This window comes from Streptomyces sp. NPDC026206 (genome assembly GCF_040638465.1).
Classification (GTDB): Bacteria; Actinomycetota; Actinomycetes; order Streptomycetales; family Streptomycetaceae; genus Streptomyces.
Window position 1 is genome coordinate 30,715 of record NZ_JBEZYL010000028.1, and the last position, 19,335, is coordinate 50,049.

Genomic DNA, 19,335 nt, shown 5'->3' on the forward strand with positions numbered 1-19,335 from the left:
TATGCCCGAAGGGGACACCGTCTGGCGCACCGCGCGGGACCTGGACCAGGCCCTGACGGGCGAGCCGCTGATCCGCTCCGACCTGCGCGTGCCCAAGCTCGCCACCGTCGACCTCACCGGCCGTGCGGTCCTGGAGACCCTCCCGCGAGGCAAGCACCTGCTCACACGTGTCGAGGGCGGCCTCACCCTCCACTCCCACCTCGGCATGGACGGCTCCTGGCGGCTCCAGGCACCCGGCCGGCGCCTCAGCGGGGGCCCGCAGCACCAGATCCGCGCCGTCCTCGCCACGGCCGCCCACACGGCGGTCGGCTACCGCCTGCCCGTCCTGGAACTGCTGCGCACCGCCGACGAATCCGTGGTCGTCGGCCATCTCGGCCCGGACCTGCTGGGCCCCGACTGGGACGCCGAGGAGGCGGTCCGCCGCCTGCTGGCCGATCCCGGCCGCGCCATCGGCGAGGCCGTCCTCGACCAGCGCAACCTCGCGGGCATCGGCAATGTCTACAAATCCGAGCTGTGCTTCATGCTCCGGGTGTCCCCCTGGCTGCCCGTCGCGGCCCTCCCCGACCCCCGGCGCCTGGTGACGCTGGCCAGAAAGCTGCTGGAGGTCAACAAGTCCCGCACCGCCCGCATCACCACCGCCGATGCCCGCCCTGACCGTCACCTGTGGGTCTACGGACGCGCCGAAAAACCCTGCCGCCGCTGCGGCACCCCGGTCCTCGCGGCGGGCCAGGGCCCGGCGCCCCAGGAGCGGATCACGTTCTGGTGCCCTCACTGCCAGCCCGGCCCTCCGCCGTCCACCGACCGGCCGCTGGACTCCGGTACACCGAACGAGTGAACGGGGGGTGGGGAGCACGGTCCGGGTCAGCCCCGGACCGAACCGAGGCGAGAGCAGTCCTTCGTCGGTCCCGGACCGAACAAGGGCCGGAGAGCAGTCCTTCGTCAGCCCCCGGACCGAACCGGAGCCGGCATCCCAGCCCCGCGCCAGCCCCATTTCAGCGTGCCCTGCGCCACCGGCTCCGCCGCGCACCTCGCGCATCCGTGCCTCGGTCCCTCGGCACGCAGTGCACCGGCAGCAGGCTCAGCCCCCACCCGCCGGTGGCGACGAGCCCCTCCAGGAACCCCGTCCGGCCCGGCTGCGTGAGCAGCCGGAACACGGCCCAGCACCACAATCCGCCCACCAATCCGCCCGCCACGAGCGCCACCACCCGGCCGACCGGCCGCGGGCGCCGTGGGCGACGTGGGCGCCGGTGTCCGGGGACATCGCTGCGGACCATGGCTGCCTCCTTCGGGCCGACAAGGGAGTGCGCACCCCCGCAGGCCCCGCAGGGCCCTCAGCCGGCGTCCTCGCCACGGAACCGGGCCAGCTCCCGCTCGAGCTCCGCGATCTCGCGGTCGCGGCGGTGCAGCTCGACGATCACCCGCTGCTCGCCCTCGTGCACCCCTTCTTGGTAGACCGCCCGCACGAATGCCCCAGCGGTGGCCTGATCGAGGTCCGAGACCACCATGAGCTCTTTCGTGAAGCGGATCACCGGGTGCTCGCTCATGTCACCAGGAGACCCCGCGGGGACCGCCCCCGCCACCCGTGACGCGCCCCCGGCAGCCGGAGGCGGGCCTCTTCGGGCGGCGGGGCCAGGCCTTTGGCCACCCGGAGCCGCCCGAAGGTCAGGCGTTCTCGGCCTGGAACATCCAGTGGTGCTTCTCGAGATCGCCTGTGAGACCGATGAGGATGTCCTGCGTGACCGGGTCCGGCTCGGCCGTCGCCCGAATGCGTTCGCGCATCCTGATGATCACGGCGCCGAGGGCCTCGACGAGGGTCCGTACGGCCTCCGTGTCCTTGGTCCAGCCGCCGCCGATCGCGTCGATGCCACTGGTCTTCGCAACGGTCTCGGCCCGCCCGTCCGGGGCGATGCCCAGCGCCGAGGCGCGCTCGGCCACGGTGTCCGTGTGCACACGGGCGCTCGATACGACCTCGTCGAGCTGGAGGTGGACCGAGCGGAATCGAGGACCCACCACGTTCCAGTGGACCTGCTTGGCCACGAGCGAGAGGTCGACGAGATCGACGAGCGCGCCCTGGAGCGCATCACCGACGATCTTGCGGTCCTGATCGGACAGAGGACTCTTCACGACGGACATCCGCTTCCTCCTGTTCAAGGCATTGATTCGGTTACTCCGCGTTTCCCACCACGGCACCACCATGGCATGGCACACCGGTGCCGTGCAGAGCGGAAAACGCAGAGACCCCGGTCAGAACTTCTGACCGGGATCCCGAACGTGAAACACATGCCTTCAGGCTCTGTCAGCCTCTCTCAGGCCGCGACCACATCCACGGCCTCCGCGGGGGCCTTGATGGTCACGCGCTCCCCCGGAACGCCCGTTACGGACGTCACGGACACCGAATTGAACATCGGCCGCATCGGCGCGGGTACCGGCTCGCTCGCCGCCGCCGACTGCGCCAGCTCGGCGAGCGACAGCTCGTCACTCACCTCGCGCATGACCTCGGACATCCGAACGTCCAGAGCGTCGCAGATTGCGGAGAGAAGCTCGGAGGACGCCTCTTTCTGCCCGCGCTCGACCTCGGAGAGATAACCGAGCGAGACCCGGGCGGACGAGGAGACCTCGCGCAGAGTGCGGCCCTGGCGTTGGCGCTGCCGACGCAGCACGTCACCCAGCAGGCGACGGAGCAGAATCATCGGTGGCTCCCTCCTTGGACCGCGAATCCGGTTCCTTCACGCCCCACCGTACCGCCTCGGGGTGCGGCCGTGCGGGGAGCTATGTCGTGTTCACTCAGGGCTGCAAACATCAATTCCCCCCGTTGTGTTCCGTATCCTTTGCCCTCGCGTTCCCCGTCAGTTCGCGCACAAGCAGCGCGAGGACCGCCCGTACGCTCCCGGCCCGGATGACCGCCCGGTTGCCGTCCAGGGAGAGCTGCTGTACGGACCCCGCGCCCCGCGGACCCGCGACGGCGACGAAGACGGTGCCGACGGCCTGGCCGTCCTGCTCGTCGGGTCCGGCCACCCCGGTCGTGGCGATCCCCCAGTCGGCGGCCAGCAGGGTGCGTACACCCCGCGCCATCTGAAGGGCGACCTCCGCGTCGACGGCGCCTCGCGCATCGAGCAGCGGCCCGTCCACACCCAGCACGTCGCGCTTGACTTCGGTGGCGTAGGCCGTGACCGAGCCGCGCACACTGCGGGAAGCCCCGGCGGCCTCCGTCAGCGCGGCCGTGACCAGGCCGCCCGTGAGCGACTCGGCGGCGGCCACCGTCTGCCCCCGCTCCAGCAGCGCCGCCAGCACCTCCCCGGCGCCGCCACCCCCCACCGTGCTCATCGCACGGACTCCCGGGACCGTCCCGCCCGGCGCATCTGCACGGCCTGCTTGATGTAGTCGAGGCCGGTGAAGACGGTCAACGCGACGGCGAGCGCCATCACCCAGAAGCGCAAGGTGGCCAACGGCCCGGTCAGCGCCAGGATGTACATCCCTACGCCGACGCCCTGCGCGAGCGTCTTCATCTTCCCGCCGCGGGAGGCCGGGATGACGCCGTGCCTGATGACCCAGAACCGCATCAGCGTGATGCCGATCTCGCGGAAGAGGATCACGCCCGTCACCCACCACGGCAGGTCATCGAGGACGGAGAGGCAGATCAGCGCCGCGCCCATGATCGCCTTGTCCGCGATCGGGTCGGCGATCTTGCCGAAGTCGGTGACCAAGTTGTACGCCCGCGCCAGGTGGCCGTCGAACAGGTCGGTGATCATGGCTACGGCGAACGCGGCCCAGGCGAAGGAGCGCCAAGCCGGGTCGTAGCCGCCGTTGTGAAGCATCAACAAGACAAACCCGGGCACCAGGAGCAGTCGCACCATGGTGAGGATGTTGGCGATGTTCCACAACCGGGCCGGACGCACGCCCGTCGCCGGAGCCGGACCTCCTGCGGCGGAGGCCGGGAGTCCGCTCATCTGCCCGCCTCCTCGGTACACCCGCCCTCGATTCCGAGCGGTTCGGCGACGAGGTCGACACCCTCGCTCGCCACCACCTTCGCCACGACCGTACGGCCGGGTGCGGGCGCTTCCACGCCATCGGACCAGGTGAGCCGCACCTGGCCGTCGGTCTCGGGCGCCTGGTGCGCCGCGCGGCCGATCACGCCGTCCTCGTCGTCGACGCGGTCGACCAGTACGTCGATCGTCTCACCGATGCGCTCCTCCGCGCGCTGCGCGGTGAGCTCCTCGGCCAGCCGCGAGACGCGGGCCAGCCGCTCGGCGACGACGTCGGGGGCGAGCTTGTTCTCGTACGTGGCCGCCTCGGTGCCGTCCTCGTCGGAGTAGCCGAAGACGCCGATGGCGTCGAGGCGGGCCCCGGTCAGGAAGCGCTCCAGCTCGGCGACGTCCTCCTCCGTCTCGCCGGGGAAGCCGACGATGAAGTTGGAGCGGGCACCCGCCTGCGGCGCCTTGGCGCGGATGGCGTCCAGGAGCTCCAGGAAGCGGTCGGTGTCGCCGAAGCGGCGCATCGCGCGCAGCACGCCGGGCGCCGAGTGCTGGAAGGAGAGGTCGAAGTAGGGCACGACCTTGTCCGTCGAGGTCAGCACGTCGATCAGGCCGGGCCGCATCTCGGCCGGCTGCAGGTAACTGACCCGGATCCGCTCCAGGCCCGGGACGGCCGCCAGCTCGGGCAGCAGCGTCTCCAGCAGGCGGATGTCGCCGAGGTCCTTGCCGTACGAGGTGTTGTTCTCGGAGACCAGCATGACCTCCTTGACGCCCTGCTCGGCCAGCCAGCGCGTCTCGCCCAGCACGTCGGAGGGGCGGCGGGAGATGAAGGATCCCCGGAACGAGGGAATGGCACAGAAGGAGCAGCGCCGGTCGCAGCCGGAGGCGAGCTTCACGGAGGCGACGGGGCTGGACCCGAGCCTGCGGCGCAGCGGGGCCCGCGGCCCGGAAGCAGGCGCCACGCCCTCCGGCAGGTCAGCGGGCGGGGTGTCCTGGGCGTGCCCCGGAAGGGCCACGTCGGACGCCTGCTGACGCTCGGCGGGGCTGATCGGCAGCAGCTTGCGCCGGTCACGCGGGGTGTGGGAGGCGTGGACGCCGCCGGAGAGAATGGTCTGGAGCCGGTCGGAGATGTCGGCGTAGTCGTCGAAGCCGAGGACGCCGTCGGCTTCGGGCAGCGCCTCGGCGAGCTCCTTGCCGTATCTCTCGGCCATGCAGCCCACGGCTACGACGGCCTGGGTCCGGCCCTGGTCCTTGAGGTCGTTGGCCTCGAGGAGGGCATCGACGGAGTCCTTCTTGGCGGCCTCGACGAAACCACAGGTGTTGACGACGGCCACATCGGCGTCGGCGGCGTCCTCGACGAGGTCCCAGCCATCCGCCGCCAAGCGGCCTGCCAGCTCCTCCGAGTCCACCTCGTTACGGGCGCAGCCAAGTGTGACAAGAGCGACGGTACGGCGTTCGGGCATAGGGCTCAGCCTACTTTGTCCCGGCACCGCATCCGTTGCCGAGTGGCCGGCAGGTGCGGAGAGCCTGATCACCCGGCGGCTCTCCGGACCCGCTCGCGCGCCCGTGTTCTGGAGGTTCCGGCGCTGGTCAGCCCGCCGAAGGGTCTCCCCTGGTGTAGGTCAGGCGCTGGACCTGGCCGTCGTCGCCCAGGTTCTTGACCTCTTTGCCGTTCACGAACAGTTGTACGGCCCCGGCGTTGCCCAGTACCAGGTCGATGCGCTTGCTGTCGGTGAAGGTCTTGGAAGCGCCCTGCTTGAGCACGCCCTCCTCCATCAGCTTGCCGTTGTGGTCCTTGGCGGACATCCAGGTCTGGCCGTTGTCGGCGGTGAGCTTGACGGTGACCTTGTTGGCCGGGACGCCGGCGATGGCGCTGGCCGATGCCTCCGCCTTGGGGTCGGAGGACGCCTTTCCGGATCCGGCCTTGCCCGGTGCCGCCGCGGACGGCTTGCTGGTGACGGGATCGGCCGAGACCGGCCCGCTCTGCGACCCGCCGCCGTTGAAGAGCGTGAAACCGACGAAGCCGACGACGGCGACGATCGCCGCGACCATCGCGGCCGTCCAGTTGGGCCGCCGGGGCTCGGGCCGGATGCGCTCGGCGTCGAAGAGCGGGGCAGCCGGAGTAGGTGCGGGCCGTCCGCCGTGCTCGGCGTCGTACTGCGAGACGAGCGGGGCCGGGTCGACGCCGACGGCGAGCGCCAGTGTGCGGATGTGCCCCCGGGCATAGACGCGTCCGCCGCAGCGGGTGAAATCGTCCTGTTCGATCGTGTGGATGATCGGGATGCGTACGCGGGTGGCCGAACTGACTTCTTCCACGGTCAGTCCGGCGTTGATTCGGGCCTGCTGAAGGGATCGTCCGACGGAGGGCCGGTCATCCTCCGACTCTGGCTCTGGCTCGGGCTCTGATGACTCTGATGAGTTGCCGATGGACACGTGGGCGCCTTTCGAGCGTGCAGCCACCTGCTGGAGATTCAGTCTAGGGGGGATGCGAAACGGTCGGGCAAGCGGGAAGCCGGACTTTGTAGGCCATCAGAATGCTCAGTGGTAACGCCAGCGGCACATCGCCCCTCCCCCCTCGCTCAACTCTGCTCGGGCCCGAGAGAAACGGTCGGTCAGGGATCTTTCCAGCTGCTACGGCTGGTCCTCCCCGCGGATGATCGCGAGGACACCGTCCAGCTCGTCGGGCTTGACCAGCACGTCGCGGGCCTTGGAACCCTCGCTGGGCCCCACGACGCCGCGCGACTCCATCAGGTCCATGAGCCTGCCCGCCTTGGCGAATCCCACACGCAATTTTCGTTGCAGCATCGAGGTCGAGCCGAACTGGGTGGAGACGACCAGCTCGGCCGCCTGGCACAGCAGGTCCAGATCGTCCCCGATCTCCTCGTCGATCTCCTTCTTCTTCGCCGTGCCGACCGTGACGTCGTCGCGGAAGACCGGTGCCATCTGGTCCTTGCAGTGCTTGACGACGGCCGCGACCTCTGCCTCCGTCACGAATGCGCCCTGCATGCGGATGGGCTTGTTGGCCCCCATCGGCAGGAAGAGGCCGTCGCCCTTGCCGATGAGCTTCTCGGCACCGGGCTGGTCGAGGATGACCCGGCTGTCGGCGAGCGAGGAAGTGGCGAAGGCGAGCCGGGAGGGGACGTTCGCCTTGATGAGGCCGGTGACGACGTCGACGGACGGCCGCTGGGTGGCCAGCACCAGGTGGATGCCGGCGGCGCGGGCGAGCTGGGTGATCCGGACGATCGAGTCCTCGACGTCACGCGGCGCCACCATCATCAGGTCGGCGAGCTCGTCCACGATGACCAGCAGGTACGGGTACGGCGACAGCTCCCGCCCGCTGCCCTCCGGCGGCTTGACCTTCCCGGCGCGCACGGCGGCGTTGAAGTCGTCGATGTGCCGGAAGCCGTAGGCGGCCAGGTCGTCGTAGCGCAGGTCCATCTCGCGCACCACCCACTGCAGGGCCTCGGCGGCCCGCTTGGGGTTGGTGATGATCGGTGTGATCAGGTGCGGGATGCCCTCGTAGGCGGTCAGCTCGACGCGCTTGGGGTCGACCAGCACCATCCGCACGTCCTCGGGCGTGGCCCGGACCATGATCGAAGTGATCAGGCAGTTGATGCAGGACGACTTTCCGGAGCCGGTGGCGCCGGCCACCAGGACGTGCGGCATCTTCGCGAGGTTGGCCATCTCGTAGCCGCCCTCGACGTTCTTGCCGAGCGCGACGAGCATGGGGTGATCGTCTCCGGCGGCGTCCGCCAGCCGCAGCACGTCACCGAGGTTGACCATCTCGCGGTCGCTGTTGGGGATCTCGATGCCGACGGCGGACTTGCCCGGGATGGGGCTGATGATGCGGACGTCCGGGCTGGCGACGGCATAGGCGATGTTCTTGGTGAGCGCGGTGATCCGCTCGACCTTGACGGCCGGACCCAGCTCGATCTCGTACCGGGTGACCGTCGGGCCGCGGGTGAAGCCGGTGACGGCGGCGTCGACCTTGAATTCGGCGAAGACGTTGGTCAGCGAGGCCACTATGGCATCGTTCGCGGCGCTGCGGGTCTTGCCCGGACCACCGCGCTCCAGCAGGTCCAGCGAGGGCAGCGAGTAGGTGATGTCCCCCGCGAGCTGCAGCTGCTCCGCCCGCGCGGGGAGGGCCCCGGCCGGTTCGGGGGCGGGTCTGGTCAGGTCCGGCACCACACCGGCACCGCGGCCGGCGCCCTCCTCCGCGGCCGCGGCCTTGCGCCCGGCGCGGGCGGTGGGCACGGCGCCGCCCGCCCGGCCGTTCTCCGTCGTCACACCGCTGCTGAGGTCGGCGACGAGCGGGGTGGGCGGAATGCCGTGCAGGACGGCGCCGTCGAGGGAGGCCGCGGCGGCCGCGGCGAGGTCCACCGCGTCCGGCTCCCGGCCCGCCGGGGGTTCCACGGGCTTGCGCCGGGGTGCGCGGCGCCTGTCCAGCGCCTCCTCCTCGGCGCGGCCGGGGTCCCCGGCGGCGGCGCTCCGGCGCGGCCGCCGGGCGGCCGGGCCCGCACGCCACTCCTCGCCGTACCCGGCGTAGCCCTCGGCGTCCTCCGGCCCGTACTCGTCGGGGTGCGGCTCGATGACGCCGAGCCGGATCCCCAGCTGCCGCAGCCGCCGGGGGATGGCGTTGACCGGGGTCGCGGTCACCACCAGAAGGCCGAAGATCGTGAGCAGGAGCAGCAGCGGTACGGCCAGGACCTCGCCGACCGTGAAGAGCAGGGGCTTGGAGGCCGCCCAGCCGATCAGCCCCCCGGCGTCCTGCAGCGCCTGCGAGCCGTCGCCGCGGCCGGGCGAACCGCAGGCCACGTGGACCTGCCCGAGGACCCCGATGACCAGCGCCGACAGGCCGATGACGATCCGTCCGTTGGCCTCCGGCCGCTCGGGGTGGCGGAACAGGCGGACCGCGATGACGGCGAGAAGTATCGGTACGACCAGGTCGAGGCGGCCGAAGGAGCCGGTGACGAGCATCCGGATGAGGTCGCCCACGGGACCGTCGAGGTTCGACCAGGTGCCGGCGGCGACGACGAGGGCCAGGCCGAGGAGCAGCAGGGCGAGGCCGTCCTTGCGGTGCGCCGGGTCCAGGCCCTTCGCGCCGCGCCCGACGCCGCGGAAGAGGCTGCCGGCGCCGTGCGCCAGGCCGCGGCCGACGCGGCGGGCCCCGCCGGGTGCGCGCTTGGGTGCCGCCTTGGCCGGGGCCTTCCTGGCGGGCGCCTTGCGCGCGGGCGCGCGGCCCGCGGGCTTGGGGGACGGCTTCTTGGCGGGCGCCTTGGCGGGGGCTTTCCTGGCGGCGCCCCCCGGGCGTCCGGCGCGCTGCTGGGAGTTGCCCGCCGTGCTCTGGGAACCCTTGCCGGACGTACGTGAGGCCATGGTGCCGAGATTACCGTTGTCGGACGTGCGGTACACCTGCGGCCAGGCGTTCACCCATTCGTGTCGCGGTGCCGTGGTGAAGCCGGTGACGCGGCGTCAAGAGCGGTCAGCCCGGGGAGGGAAGCGGGCTCGCGCCACTGCCCGCGCCCGGCTCCAGCGCGTCCAGCGCGCGCCGCAGACCGGTGAGCTTGCGCTCCAGATGGGCGGCGGTGGCGACCGCCGCGGCGTCGGCGGACTCGTCGAGCTGCTTGGAGAGCGCCTCGGCCTGCTCCTCGACGGCCGCGAGCCGCGCGGAGAGCTCGGCGAGCAGCCCGGCGGGCTCCTGCGGCTCGACCACCCCGCTCCGGCCGGACTGGCCGCCGCTCTCCAGCTGCAGCCGCAACAGGGCCGCCTGCTCGCGCAGCTGGCAGTTCTTCATGTACAGCTCGACGAAGACCGAGACCTTGGCGCGCAGCACCCAGGGGTCGAAGGGCTTGGAGATGTAGTCGACCGCGCCCGCCGCGTAGCCGCGGAAGGTGTGGTGCGGACCGTGGTTGATGGCGGTGAGGAAGATGATCGGGATGTCCCGGGTCCGCTCCCGCCTCTTGATGTGCGCGGCGGTCTCGAAGCCGTCCATGCCGGGCATCTGAACGTCCAGCAGGATCACCGCGAAGTCGTCCGTCAGCAGCGCCTTGAGCGCTTCCTCCCCTGACGATGCCCGTACCAGTGTCTGATCGAGCGCCGAGAGGATCGCCTCGAGCGCCAGCAGATTTTCCGGCCGGTCATCGACCAGGAGGATCTTGGCCTTCTGCACCATGGCCCGTCCTCCTCGCCCCGGCAGTGCACCGGGCGCCGCCCCAGGGGACGACTCCCATGCGCCGCCCGTCCTTGTGCCGGTCATGGTAGCCGCACCCCGCCTGTCGCCACACCCTGTCACCGCGATGTCACTGTGCACGTAGCAGAAACGCGGTGGGGGACCAGAAGGTTCCCCGAATACCGCGCTCCCACACGTCCTCGGCCACACTCAGTCAGCAGACCGTCAAATAGTGAACGAGATTCCGTCACTCTGCGCGCATCCACTGCTCCATCACCGTCAGAAGATGATCTGTATCGACTGGTTTGGTGACATAGTCGGATGCTCCGGCGTCGATGCTCTTCTCCCGGTCGCCCTTCATCGCCTTCGCCGTCAGCGCGATGATGGGCAGCCCCGCGAACTGCGGCATCCTGCGGATCGCCGCCGTCGTGGCGTAACCGTCCATCTCCGGCATCATGATGTCCATCAGGACCACCACGACGTCGTCGTGCTGCTCCAGCACCTCGATCCCCTCGCGCCCGTTCTCCGCGTAGAGCACCGACAGGCCGTGCTGCTCCAGCACGCTGGTGAGGGCGAAGACGTTGCGGATGTCGTCGTCGACGATCAGCACCTTCTCGCCCTGGAAGTTGCCCTTGAAGCCGCTGTGCGCCGCCTCCCCCGCATGCCGGTGCGCATCGCTCAGCCACGGCTCCGGCTGCCCGGCATCGCCCCCGCGCCCCCGCGCGCCGGCCACCGCCGACTCCCCATGCCCGGCCTGGGCCAGAGCAGCCATCTGCCCGGCCGCCTGGGCGGCCCGGCGGCGGCGCAGGAAGAGCCCGGCGGCCTGGCGCGCGGGCGAGACGTCGCCCTCCGTCCGCCCGTCGCCGGACGCCCGCAGCGGGGTGCGGTCGGCAGTGCCGTCCCCCTCCAGCTGCGGATAGCCGTGCGGCGGCAGCTCGCCCGGGCTGAGCGGCAGGTAGAGCGTGAAGGTCGAACCCCGGCCCGGCTCGCTGGCGGCGTGGATCTCACCGCCCAGCAGCCGGGCGATCTCCCGGCTGATGGACAGCCCCAGGCCCGTACCGCCGTACTTGCGGCTGGTCGTGCCGTCCGCCTGCTTGAACGCCTCGAAGATGACCCGCATCTTGCTCTGCGCGATGCCGATGCCGGTGTCCGTGACGGAGAAGGCGATCATCTCGGCGTCGGCGTCGCGCAGCGAGCCCGCCTCCAGCAACTGCTCGCGGATGCTGTCCGGCACATCCGGGCCGGCCGGCCGGATGACGAGCTCGACCGCACCCGTGTCCGTGAACTTCACCGCGTTCGAGAGCAGGTTGCGCAGCACCTGCAGCAGCCGCTGCTCGTCGGTGTGCAGCGTGGCAGGCAGCTCCGGCGAGACCCGCACCGAGAAGTCCAGGCCCTTCTCCGCCGTCAGCGGCCGGAAGGTGGCTTCCACGTAGTCGACGAGCTGGACCAGCGCGATCCGCGTCGGGCTGACGTCCATCTTGCCCGCCTCGACCTTCGACAGGTCCAGGATGTCGTTGATCAACTGCAGCAGGTCCGAGCCTGCGCCGTGGATGGTCTCGGCGAACTCCACCTGCTTCGGGGAGAGATTGCCCTCCGCGTTGTCGGCGAGCAGCTTGGCCAGGATCAGCAGCGAGTTGAGCGGGGTGCGCAGCTCGTGCGACATGTTGGCCAGGAACTCGGACTTGTAGCGCATCGAGACCGCGAGCTGCTCGGCCCGCTCCTCGAGCACCTGCCGGGCCTCTTCGATCTCGGTGTTCTTGACCTCGATGTCGCGGTTCTGCCGGGCCAGCCGGTCGGACTTCTCCTCCAGCTCGGCGTTGGAGATCTCCAGCGCCTTCTGCCGGTTCTCCAGCTCCGCCGAGCGCTCGCGCAGCTGCTCGGTCAGCTCCTGCGACTGCTTGAGCAGCTTCTCCGTCTTGGTGTTGACACTGATGGTGTTGACGCTGGTGCCGATCATCTCGGCGATCTGGCTGAGGAAGTCCTTCTGGATCTGCGCGAACGGCTGGAAGGAGGCCAGCTCGATCACACCGAGGATCTGGCCCTCGAAGAGCACCGGCAGCACGATGACGTGGGCGGGCGGCGCCTCGCCCAGCCCGGAGGCGATCTTCAGATAGCCCGGCGGCACGTTCTCCACCAGGATGGTGCGCTTCTCCTTCGCCGCCGTGCCGATGAGCGACTCGCCCGGCCGGAAGGACGTGGGCATCGAGCCCATCGAGTAGCCGTAGGAGCCGAGCATCAGCAGCTCGTACGCCTCGTCGTCGAGCTCCGCCTCCTGCGGGCCCGTCTGCATCGCCAGGAAGAAGGCGCCGTGCTGGGCGGAGACCACGGGCGTCAGCTCGCTCATGATGAGCCCCGCGACGTCCTCCAGATCGCGACGGCCCTGCATCAGGCCGGAGATCCGGGCGAGGTTGCCCTTGAGCCAGTCCTGCTCCTTGTTGGCCAGGGTGGTCTCACGGAGGTTGGCGATCATCGTGTTGATGTTGTCCTGGAGCTCCAGGATCTCGCCCGCCGCATCGACATCGATCTTGAGGTTGAGGTCGCCGCGGGTCACCGCGGTGGCCACCTCCGCGATGGCCCGCACCTGCCGGGTCAGGTTGCCCGCCATCTCGTTGACGGACTCGGTCAGATCCCGCCATGTGCCGTCCACGTCGCGCACCCGCGCCTGCCCCCCGAGCTGGCCCTCGGTGCCCACCTCGCGGGCCACCCGGGTCACCTGGTCGGCGAAGGACGACAGCTGGTCCACCATCGTGTTGATGGTCGTCTTCAGCTGGAGGATCTCACCGCGCGCGTCGATGTCGATCTTCTTGGTCAGATCGCCCTGCGCGATGGCGGTGGTCACCATCGCAATGTTGCGCACCTGCCCGGTGAGGTTGGACGCCATCGAGTTCACCGACTCGGTGAGGTCCTTCCACGTACCGCTGACACCCGGCACCCGCGCCTGGCCGCCGAGGATGCCGTCGGTACCCACCTCACGGGCCACCCGCGTGACCTCGTCCGCGAACGACGACAGCGTCGTCACCATGATGTTGACGGTGTCGGCCAGCTGCGCGACCTCACCGCGCGCCTCGACGGTGACCTTCTTGGTCAGATCGCCGTTGGCGACCGCCGTCGCCACCTGCGAGATGTTACGGACCTGGCTGGTCAGGTTGTTCGCCATCAGGTTGACGTTGTCGCTGAGGTCCTTCCAGATGCCGGTGACGTCCCGCACCCGCGCCTGACCACCCAGCTGACCCTCGGTACCCACCTCACGGGCCACCCGCGTGACCTGCTCGGCGAAGTCCGACAGCTGGTCCACCATCGTGTTCACTGTGGTGACCAGCTCGAGGATCTCGCCCTTGGCATCGACGGTGATCTTCTTGGAGAGGTCGCCCTTGGCAACCGCCGTGGTCACCTCGGCGATGTTGCGCACCTGCGAGGTCAGGTTGTTGGCCATGAAGTTGACCGACTGCGTGAGGTCCTTCCAGGTGCCCGAGACACCCTGCACCTCCGCCTGACCGCCCAGAATGCCCTCGGTACCCACCTCGCGGGCCACCCGCGTGACCTGGTCGGCGAAGGAGGAGAGCTGGTCCACCATCGTGTTGAGGGTGTTCTTCAGCTCCAGGATCTCGCCCCGGGCATCCACATCGATCTTCTGCGACAGATCACCGCGCGCCACCGCCGTGGCGACCTGCGCGATGTTACGGACCTGCGTGGTCAGGTTGCCGGCCATGCCGTTGACCGAGTCGGTGAGATCACGCCACACACCCGCCACACCCGGCACCTGCGCCTGACCGCCGAGCCGGCCGTCCGTACCCACCTCCCGGGCGACGCGGGTCACCTGCTCGGCGAAGGCGGACAGCTGGTCGACCATCGTGTTGATGGTGTTCTTCAGCTCCAGGATCTCGCCCCGGGCATCCACATCGATCTTCTGCGAAAGGTCGCCACGCGCCACCGCCGTGGTCACCTGGGCGATCTGCCGCACCTGCGAAGTGAGGTTGCCCGCCATGAAGTTGACGGAGTCGGTCAGCTCCTTCCAGGTGCCGCTGACGCCGTCCACCCGGGCCTGGCCGCCGAGCCGTCCTTCCGTACCGACGTCCCGGGCCATCCGCGTGACCTGGTCGGCGAAGGACGAGAGCTGGTCCACCATCGTGTTCACGGTGTTCTTCAACTGCAGCATCTCACCGGACACATCGACGGTGACCTTCTGCGAGAGGTCGCCGTTGGCGACGGCCGTGGTCACCTGCGCGATGTTGCGCACCTGGCCGGTCAGGTTCCGGAAGGCCGTATTCACCGAATCGGTGAGGTCCTTCCACGTACCCGCCGCCCCCGGCACCTGCGCCTGACCGCCGAGTTCACCCTCGACTCCGATCTCCCGCGCGACCCGCGTGACCTCGGCACCGAAGAACTGCAGCTGGTCCACCATCCCGTTGACGGTGTTCTTCAGCTCCAGCATCTCCCCGGCCGCGTCGACCGTGACCTTCAGGCCCAGATCACCGTTGGCGACCGCCGTGGTCACCAGCGCGATGTCCCGCACCTGGCCCGTCAGGTTCCGGAAGGCCGTATTCACCGAATCGGTGAGGTCCTTCCACGTACCCGCCGCACCCGGCACCTGCGCCTGACCGCTCAGCCGCCCCTCGGCGCCGACCTCACTGGCGACCCGCGTGACCTCGTCCGCGAACGTACGCAGCGTCTCGGTCATCTGGTTGACCGTCTCGGCCAGCTGCGCCACCTCGCCCCGCGCGCTCACCGTGACCTTCTGCGACAGGTCGCCGTTCGCGACAGCCGTCGTGACCTGCGCGATCCCACGCACCTGGGCCGTGAGATTGCCCGCCATCAGGTTGACCGAATCGGTGAGGTCCTTCCAGACCCCCGCCACACCCGGCACCTGCGCCTGACCACCCAGCTCACCCTCGGTACCCACCTCACGGGCCACGCGCGTGACCTCGGAAGCGAAGGAGGACAGCTGATCCACCATCGTATTGACGGTGTTCTTCAGCTCCAGCATCTCCCCGGCCACATGGACGGTGACCTTCCGGGAGAGATCGCCCTTGGCGACCGCCGTCGTCACCAGCGCGATGTCACGCACTTGAGCGGTGAGCCGGGACGCCATCGTGTTGACGGAGTCGGTGAGGTCCTTCCACGAACCGGACATTCCGCGCACCCGGGCCTGGCCGCCCAGCTTGCCCTCGGTACCCACCTCGCTCGCCACCCGCGTCACCTCGTCGGTGAACGCCGACAGCTGGTCCACGAGCCCGTTGACCGTACGCCCGACCTTGAGGAACTCACCGCGCAACGGGTGCGCCGACCCGTCGGCCCCCTGGGAGCGCAGATCCATCCGCTGCTCCAGATCGCCCTCGGCGACCGCCGACAGCACCCGGCCCACCTCGGACACCGGCCGCACCAGATCGTCGACCAGGGCGTTCGACGCGTCGATCGCCGCCGCCCAGGCCCCCTCGCAGGCGCCGACCTCCAGCCGCTCCGCGAGCTTGCCCTCACGACCGACCACCCGGCGCACCCGCGCCAGCTCGCCCGTGAGCTGCAGATTGCGGTCCGCCACCTCGTTGAAGACGGCGGCGATCTCGGCCATCACACCGTCGCCGGAGACCGTCAGCCGCTTGCGCAGGTTCCCGTCCCGCATCGCCTCCAAAGCCGACCGCAGCCGGTTCAGGGCAGCCGTATCCACCTCGGTCGTCCCGTTGGCCCGGGACCGTCCGCCCTTCGCGCGCGTGCTCACGCCCCGCGCCGCTGCGCCAGACTCCACCGTGTCCCTCCCGCTGGGTCGATCATTCCTCGTCGGGCTTCCGCTTCAAGCTTTCCCAGTGTTTCACCCTGGCCCAACCAGGCCATAACAGTCGGCAGCATCGCACACGGTCCACCGGCACCCCCAAGGTGGAATCCCTGTGCACCGGGATCCGCACACACGGCGGAGGTAAGTAACCTGGCAACCGGCCAGGCAATGGAGGGGCGCTGCACATGTGTGAGCAGATCGCCGAGACGTACACGAGGAGACCTGTGATCACCGCGCGGGCTGCCGCCACCTTCGAGCCGGTCGGACGCTCGGTCGCCGCCGCCCGGGCCTTCGTCCGGGACACCCTCCAGGGCTGGGGCTTCCCCGACGTCATCGACGACGCCGTCGTCCTGACCAGCGAACTCGTCACCAACGCCGTCGTCCACGCCGGCACCGCCGCCGACGTCCTGTGCGTACGCATGAACAGCGGCGTACGCGTCGAGGTCGCCGACCGCTACCCCGAGCGCGAGCTCCCCGTGCAGAGCCCCTCCCGCCACTTCGGCGGCGTCGACCGGGAAGGCGGCCGAGGACTGCTGCTGTGCGCCGCCCTGGCCGGCCGCTGGGGCGTCGAGTACAGCGCCACCCGCAAGACGGTCTGGTTCCGCCTGGACCTGCCCGACCGCCCCGCAGGCACCCGCTCCGCCGGCCCGGCCCTGCCCGCCGAGGCCCTGCCGCTGGCCGACGCCCGCGTCCGCGTAGCGGTCATCCAGATCGACCGCACCGGCGGCATCAGCGCCTGGAACGAGGACGCCCACGAACTCTTCGGCTTCCCCGCCGACCAGATCATGGGCAAGCCGCTGACGGACCTCGCGGCCTGGCCGCACACCCCCGGCACCTCCACCGGCATCGCCGAGGCCCTGCGCCTCTCCCGCTGGGAGGGCTCCTACGGCATAAGGGCCGCCAACGGCCGGATCATCCCCGTCTACGCCTCCCACCTGCGCGTCCGCGACAACACCGGAGTGCCCTCGACGGTCTGCCTGCTCGTACGGGACGACGAGCGCGCCGTCCTGCAGAGCCCCCAGCGCGCCCCGGCACCCGACGCGGCCGCCGCCGAGCGCGGCTCCTCGAGCGACCCCTTCGAGGTCTTCATCGGCTCCCCCGCCCCCGACGACCTCGACGGACTCCTCCAGCGCACCGTCGAGCGGGCCCGCGACATGCTCGACGGCGACTCCGCCTACCTCCTGCTCGCCACCGACGACGAGACGGAACTGGAGGTACGCGCCTCCACAGGCCTGCCGTCCGCCCGCCAGCGCTTCGCCCGCGTCCCCGTGGAAGCCGGCACGGGCCGCTACGGCTCCGCCCGGATGCCGGCCGTCCACGACGACCTCAGCGCCGTTCCGGGCGCCGTGCCGCTCCTCGCCGACACCGGTATGCGCTCGGTCGTCACCGTGCCGCTCAAGGTCGAGGGCCGCCTCACCGGCTCGCTGGGCGTCGCCGCCGAATCACCGCGCCGCTACGGCAACGAAGAGGCCCTGCGCCTGCAGTTCGCCGCCGACCGCATCGCCCTCGCCGTCGAGTCCGCCCGCCTCGGCGAGCTGGAACGGCTGCGCCGCGGGTCGCTCTCCTTCCTCGTCGAGGCCTCCGACCTGCTCGCCGGCACCCTGGACCGCGACCAGACCCTGGCCCTCATGGCGCAGATGACCGTCCCGACCCTGGCCACCTGGTGCGCCGTCTACACCATCGCCGACCAGAGCTCGGAGCCGGAGCTCTCCTACGTCCTGCACGAGGACGAGGACCGCATCGACGGCCTCAAGGCCCTCCTGTCCAAGGTCCCCCCGCCCGAGCCGGTCCCCACCCCCGGCGCCCGCGTCTGGGCCGCCCCGGCCGAAGCCGCCCACTCCTCGGCACTGCGCACCTCGCTGCGCAGCCTCGGCCTCGCCGACGCCACCGGCCGCATTCCCGGCCCCGGCACCTCGCTGGCCACGGCGGCGGCCGTGGGCGGCGAGACGGTCGTCCTGCCGCTGGTGGCCCGCAACCGCGTCATCGGCATGCTCACCCTCGGCAAGCCCACCGACGACCACTTCCGCCAGGAGATCCTCGAACTCGCCGAGGACCTCTCCCGCCGTGCCGCCCTGGCCCTGGACAACGCCCGCCTCTACAGCGAGCGCACCGCCATCAGCCAGAGCCTCCAGCGCAGCCTGCTCCCGCCGGAGCTGCCGGAGGTCCCCGGCGTGGAGGTCGAGGTCATCTACCGCGCCGCCGGGGAAGGCAACGAGGTCGGCGGCGACTTCTACGACCTCTTCCCCATCCGCGACGGCGCCTACGGTTTCGCCATCGGCGACGTCTGCGGTACGGGCCCGGAAGCGGCGGCCGTCACCGGCCTGGCCCGGCACGCCCTGCGGCTGCTCGCCCGTGAGGGCTTCGGCGGTCCCGCGGTGCTCGAACGGCTCAACGCGGCCATCCTGGACGAGGGCGCCCGCAGCCGCTTCCTCACCCTTCTCTACGGGGAGTTGTGGCCGCAGCCGGACGGCAGCGCGCTGCTGAAGGTCGTCTGCGCCGGTCACCCCCTGCCGCTGCGCCTACGGCAGGACGGCAGCGTCGAGGCCGCGGCGGATCCGCAGCCGCTGCTGGGCGTCATGGACGACCTGGAACTCTTCGAACAGACCGTCACGCTGGACCCGGGTGATGTGCTCCTGTGCGTCACCGACGGCGTCACCGAACGCCGTGAGGGCGCGCGCATGCTCGGCGACGACGGCCTGACGGATGTACTGGCGACGTGCACGGGCCTTACCGCGGGGGCGGTCGCCGCACGCGTCCTCCGCGCGGTCGAACGTTTCGCCGCGGAGCCCGCGTCCGACGACATGGCCATTCTCGCCATGCGGGTACCGGAGCATCAGGACGTCTGAGGAAACGAGAAAGGCCCCCGCCGAATGGCGGGGGCCTTTCTCGATGGAGCCCCAAAACGGAATCGAACCGTTGACCTTCTCCTTACCATGGAGACGCTCTGCCGACTGAGCTATTGGGGCCGGCAACGAGATAAAGCATACCCGATGCTCGTAGGTCCTTTTGACGGTCAGGCGGCGGCCGCGGGCAACAACCCTCCGAGCGCATTGCACACCGACACCAGCCGGTGCAGCTCACGCGCCGACATCCCCGCGCCGACGGGCAGCGCAAGGCACTCGTCGGCGGCCCGCTCCGTCTCGGGCAGCCACAACCTGGGCACGATGACTTCGTCGCATGCTCCCACTCCTGCCGTCTTGAGCAACTCCGCTGTCCCCATGCGCGGATGATGCCCAGGCGACGTTAACGCGGCATGACGCCGCACAGTTCATCGTGAAAACAAAAAAGCTCTGATGTATGAACCGAGGTCCATACATCAGAGCTTTTTTGAATAATTGTTCGGCGGCGTCCTACTCTCCCACAGGGTCCCCCCTGCAGTACCATCGGCGCTGAAAGGCTTAGCTTCCGGGTTCGAAATGTAACCGGGC

General features: G+C 70.3%; 13 protein-coding genes, 1 tRNA gene, 1 rRNA gene and 1 pseudogene. 2 read left to right on the forward strand and 14 right to left on the reverse strand.

Translation table 11 applies throughout. The annotated features are described in order from the left end of the window. Position 1 precedes the first annotated feature (1 nt). The gene (locus AB0F13_RS26585; protein ID WP_362087319.1) at positions 2-835 is read left to right on the forward strand and encodes a DNA-formamidopyrimidine glycosylase family protein; all 834 of its coding nucleotides are present in this window, start codon (positions 2-4) and stop codon (positions 833-835) included. A 157-nt stretch (positions 836-992) separates the two neighbouring features. On the opposite strand, the gene AB0F13_RS26590 is transcribed toward AB0F13_RS26585, so the two are convergent. From AB0F13_RS26590 to AB0F13_RS26640, 11 genes are all read right to left on the reverse strand, one after another. Then, positions 993-1,274 carry a hypothetical protein gene (locus AB0F13_RS26590; RefSeq protein WP_362087322.1) on the reverse strand — a complete coding sequence of 94 codons (282 nt, stop codon included), beginning with the start codon at positions 1,272-1,274 and terminating at the stop codon, positions 993-995. A gap of 57 nt (positions 1,275-1,331) precedes the next feature. Continuing rightward, positions 1,332-1,544 (reverse strand): hypothetical protein, encoded by a 213-nt coding sequence (locus AB0F13_RS26595; RefSeq protein ID WP_362087324.1) that lies wholly within the window; start codon positions 1,542-1,544, stop codon positions 1,332-1,334. A 118-nt stretch (positions 1,545-1,662) separates the two neighbouring features. Further along, complete coding sequence (locus AB0F13_RS26600; RefSeq protein ID WP_362087327.1) at positions 1,663-2,133, reverse strand: DNA starvation/stationary phase protection protein; 471 nt, start codon at positions 2,131-2,133, stop codon at positions 1,663-1,665. 173 nt (positions 2,134-2,306) lie between these two features. Continuing rightward, positions 2,307-2,690, reverse strand: coding sequence for a helix-turn-helix transcriptional regulator (locus tag AB0F13_RS26605; RefSeq protein WP_086566431.1), 384 nt, complete (start codon positions 2,688-2,690; stop codon positions 2,307-2,309). 109 nt (positions 2,691-2,799) lie between these two features. Beyond that, entirely contained in the window at positions 2,800-3,324 is a 525-nt protein-coding gene (locus tag AB0F13_RS26610; RefSeq protein ID WP_362087330.1) for a nicotinamide-nucleotide amidohydrolase family protein, read from the reverse strand. After that, positions 3,321-3,947, reverse strand: coding sequence for a CDP-diacylglycerol--glycerol-3-phosphate 3-phosphatidyltransferase (gene pgsA / locus AB0F13_RS26615; protein WP_362087333.1), 627 nt, complete (start codon positions 3,945-3,947; stop codon positions 3,321-3,323). The genes AB0F13_RS26610 and pgsA overlap by 4 nt, the downstream gene beginning before the upstream one ends. Further along, the gene (rimO, locus tag AB0F13_RS26620; protein ID WP_362087336.1) at positions 3,944-5,434 is read right to left on the reverse strand and encodes a 30S ribosomal protein S12 methylthiotransferase RimO; all 1,491 of its coding nucleotides are present in this window, start codon (positions 5,432-5,434) and stop codon (positions 3,944-3,946) included. Before rimO ends, pgsA begins: the two co-directional genes overlap by 4 nt. A gap of 127 nt (positions 5,435-5,561) precedes the next feature. Continuing rightward, positions 5,562-6,404, reverse strand: a complete 843-nt coding sequence (locus AB0F13_RS26625) for a RodZ domain-containing protein (RefSeq protein ID WP_362087338.1) — start codon at positions 6,402-6,404, stop codon at positions 5,562-5,564. Between the two features lie 198 nt (positions 6,405-6,602). Next, entirely contained in the window at positions 6,603-9,347 is a 2,745-nt protein-coding gene (locus tag AB0F13_RS26630) for a DNA translocase FtsK (protein WP_362087341.1), read from the reverse strand. 106 nt (positions 9,348-9,453) lie between these two features. Continuing rightward, entirely contained in the window at positions 9,454-10,143 is a 690-nt protein-coding gene (locus AB0F13_RS26635) for a response regulator (protein ID WP_362087344.1), read from the reverse strand. A 244-nt stretch (positions 10,144-10,387) separates the two neighbouring features. Beyond that, positions 10,388-15,880, reverse strand: a complete 5,493-nt coding sequence (locus tag AB0F13_RS26640; protein ID WP_362087347.1) for a HAMP domain-containing protein — start codon at positions 15,878-15,880, stop codon at positions 10,388-10,390. A gap of 212 nt (positions 15,881-16,092) precedes the next feature. Between AB0F13_RS26640 and AB0F13_RS26645 the strand changes: the two genes are divergently transcribed. After that, complete coding sequence (locus tag AB0F13_RS26645) at positions 16,093-18,753, forward strand: SpoIIE family protein phosphatase (RefSeq protein WP_362087350.1); 2,661 nt, start codon at positions 16,093-16,095, stop codon at positions 18,751-18,753. A gap of 44 nt (positions 18,754-18,797) precedes the next feature. Here AB0F13_RS26645 and AB0F13_RS26650 read toward each other — a convergent pair. The 3 genes and pseudogenes from AB0F13_RS26650 to rrf all read right to left on the reverse strand — a co-directional run. Next, a tRNA-Thr gene (locus tag AB0F13_RS26650) sits at positions 18,798-18,873 on the reverse strand. Positions 18,874-18,920: 47 nt separating this feature from the next. Next, a pseudogene (locus AB0F13_RS26655) lies at positions 18,921-19,061 on the reverse strand (DegT/DnrJ/EryC1/StrS aminotransferase); the annotation flags it as partial. A 183-nt stretch (positions 19,062-19,244) separates the two neighbouring features. Continuing rightward, a 5S ribosomal RNA gene (rrf, locus tag AB0F13_RS26660) occupies positions 19,245-19,335 on the reverse strand; the annotation flags it as partial.

Excerpts from the sequence above, each read along its gene's own strand:
- AB0F13_RS26585 (WP_362087319.1), top strand. The coding sequence starts at position 2 with ATGCCCGAAGGGGACACCGTCTGGCGCACCGCGCGGGACCTGGACCAG.
- AB0F13_RS26590 (WP_362087322.1), bottom strand. The coding sequence starts at position 1,274 with ATGGTCCGCAGCGATGTCCCCGGACACCGGCGCCCACGTCGCCCACGG.
- AB0F13_RS26595 (WP_362087324.1), bottom strand. The coding sequence starts at position 1,544 with ATGAGCGAGCACCCGGTGATCCGCTTCACGAAAGAGCTCATGGTGGTC.
- AB0F13_RS26600 (WP_362087327.1), bottom strand. The coding sequence starts at position 2,133 with ATGTCCGTCGTGAAGAGTCCTCTGTCCGATCAGGACCGCAAGATCGTC.
- AB0F13_RS26605 (WP_086566431.1), bottom strand. The coding sequence starts at position 2,690 with ATGATTCTGCTCCGTCGCCTGCTGGGTGACGTGCTGCGTCGGCAGCGC.
- AB0F13_RS26610 (WP_362087330.1), bottom strand. The coding sequence starts at position 3,324 with ATGAGCACGGTGGGGGGTGGCGGCGCCGGGGAGGTGCTGGCGGCGCTG.
- pgsA (WP_362087333.1), bottom strand. The coding sequence starts at position 3,947 with ATGAGCGGACTCCCGGCCTCCGCCGCAGGAGGTCCGGCTCCGGCGACG.
- rimO (WP_362087336.1), bottom strand. The coding sequence starts at position 5,434 with ATGCCCGAACGCCGTACCGTCGCTCTTGTCACACTTGGCTGCGCCCGT.
- AB0F13_RS26630 (WP_362087341.1), bottom strand. The coding sequence starts at position 9,347 with ATGGCCTCACGTACGTCCGGCAAGGGTTCCCAGAGCACGGCGGGCAAC.
- AB0F13_RS26635 (WP_362087344.1), bottom strand. The coding sequence starts at position 10,143 with ATGGTGCAGAAGGCCAAGATCCTCCTGGTCGATGACCGGCCGGAAAAT.
- AB0F13_RS26645 (WP_362087350.1), top strand. The coding sequence starts at position 16,093 with ATGTGTGAGCAGATCGCCGAGACGTACACGAGGAGACCTGTGATCACC.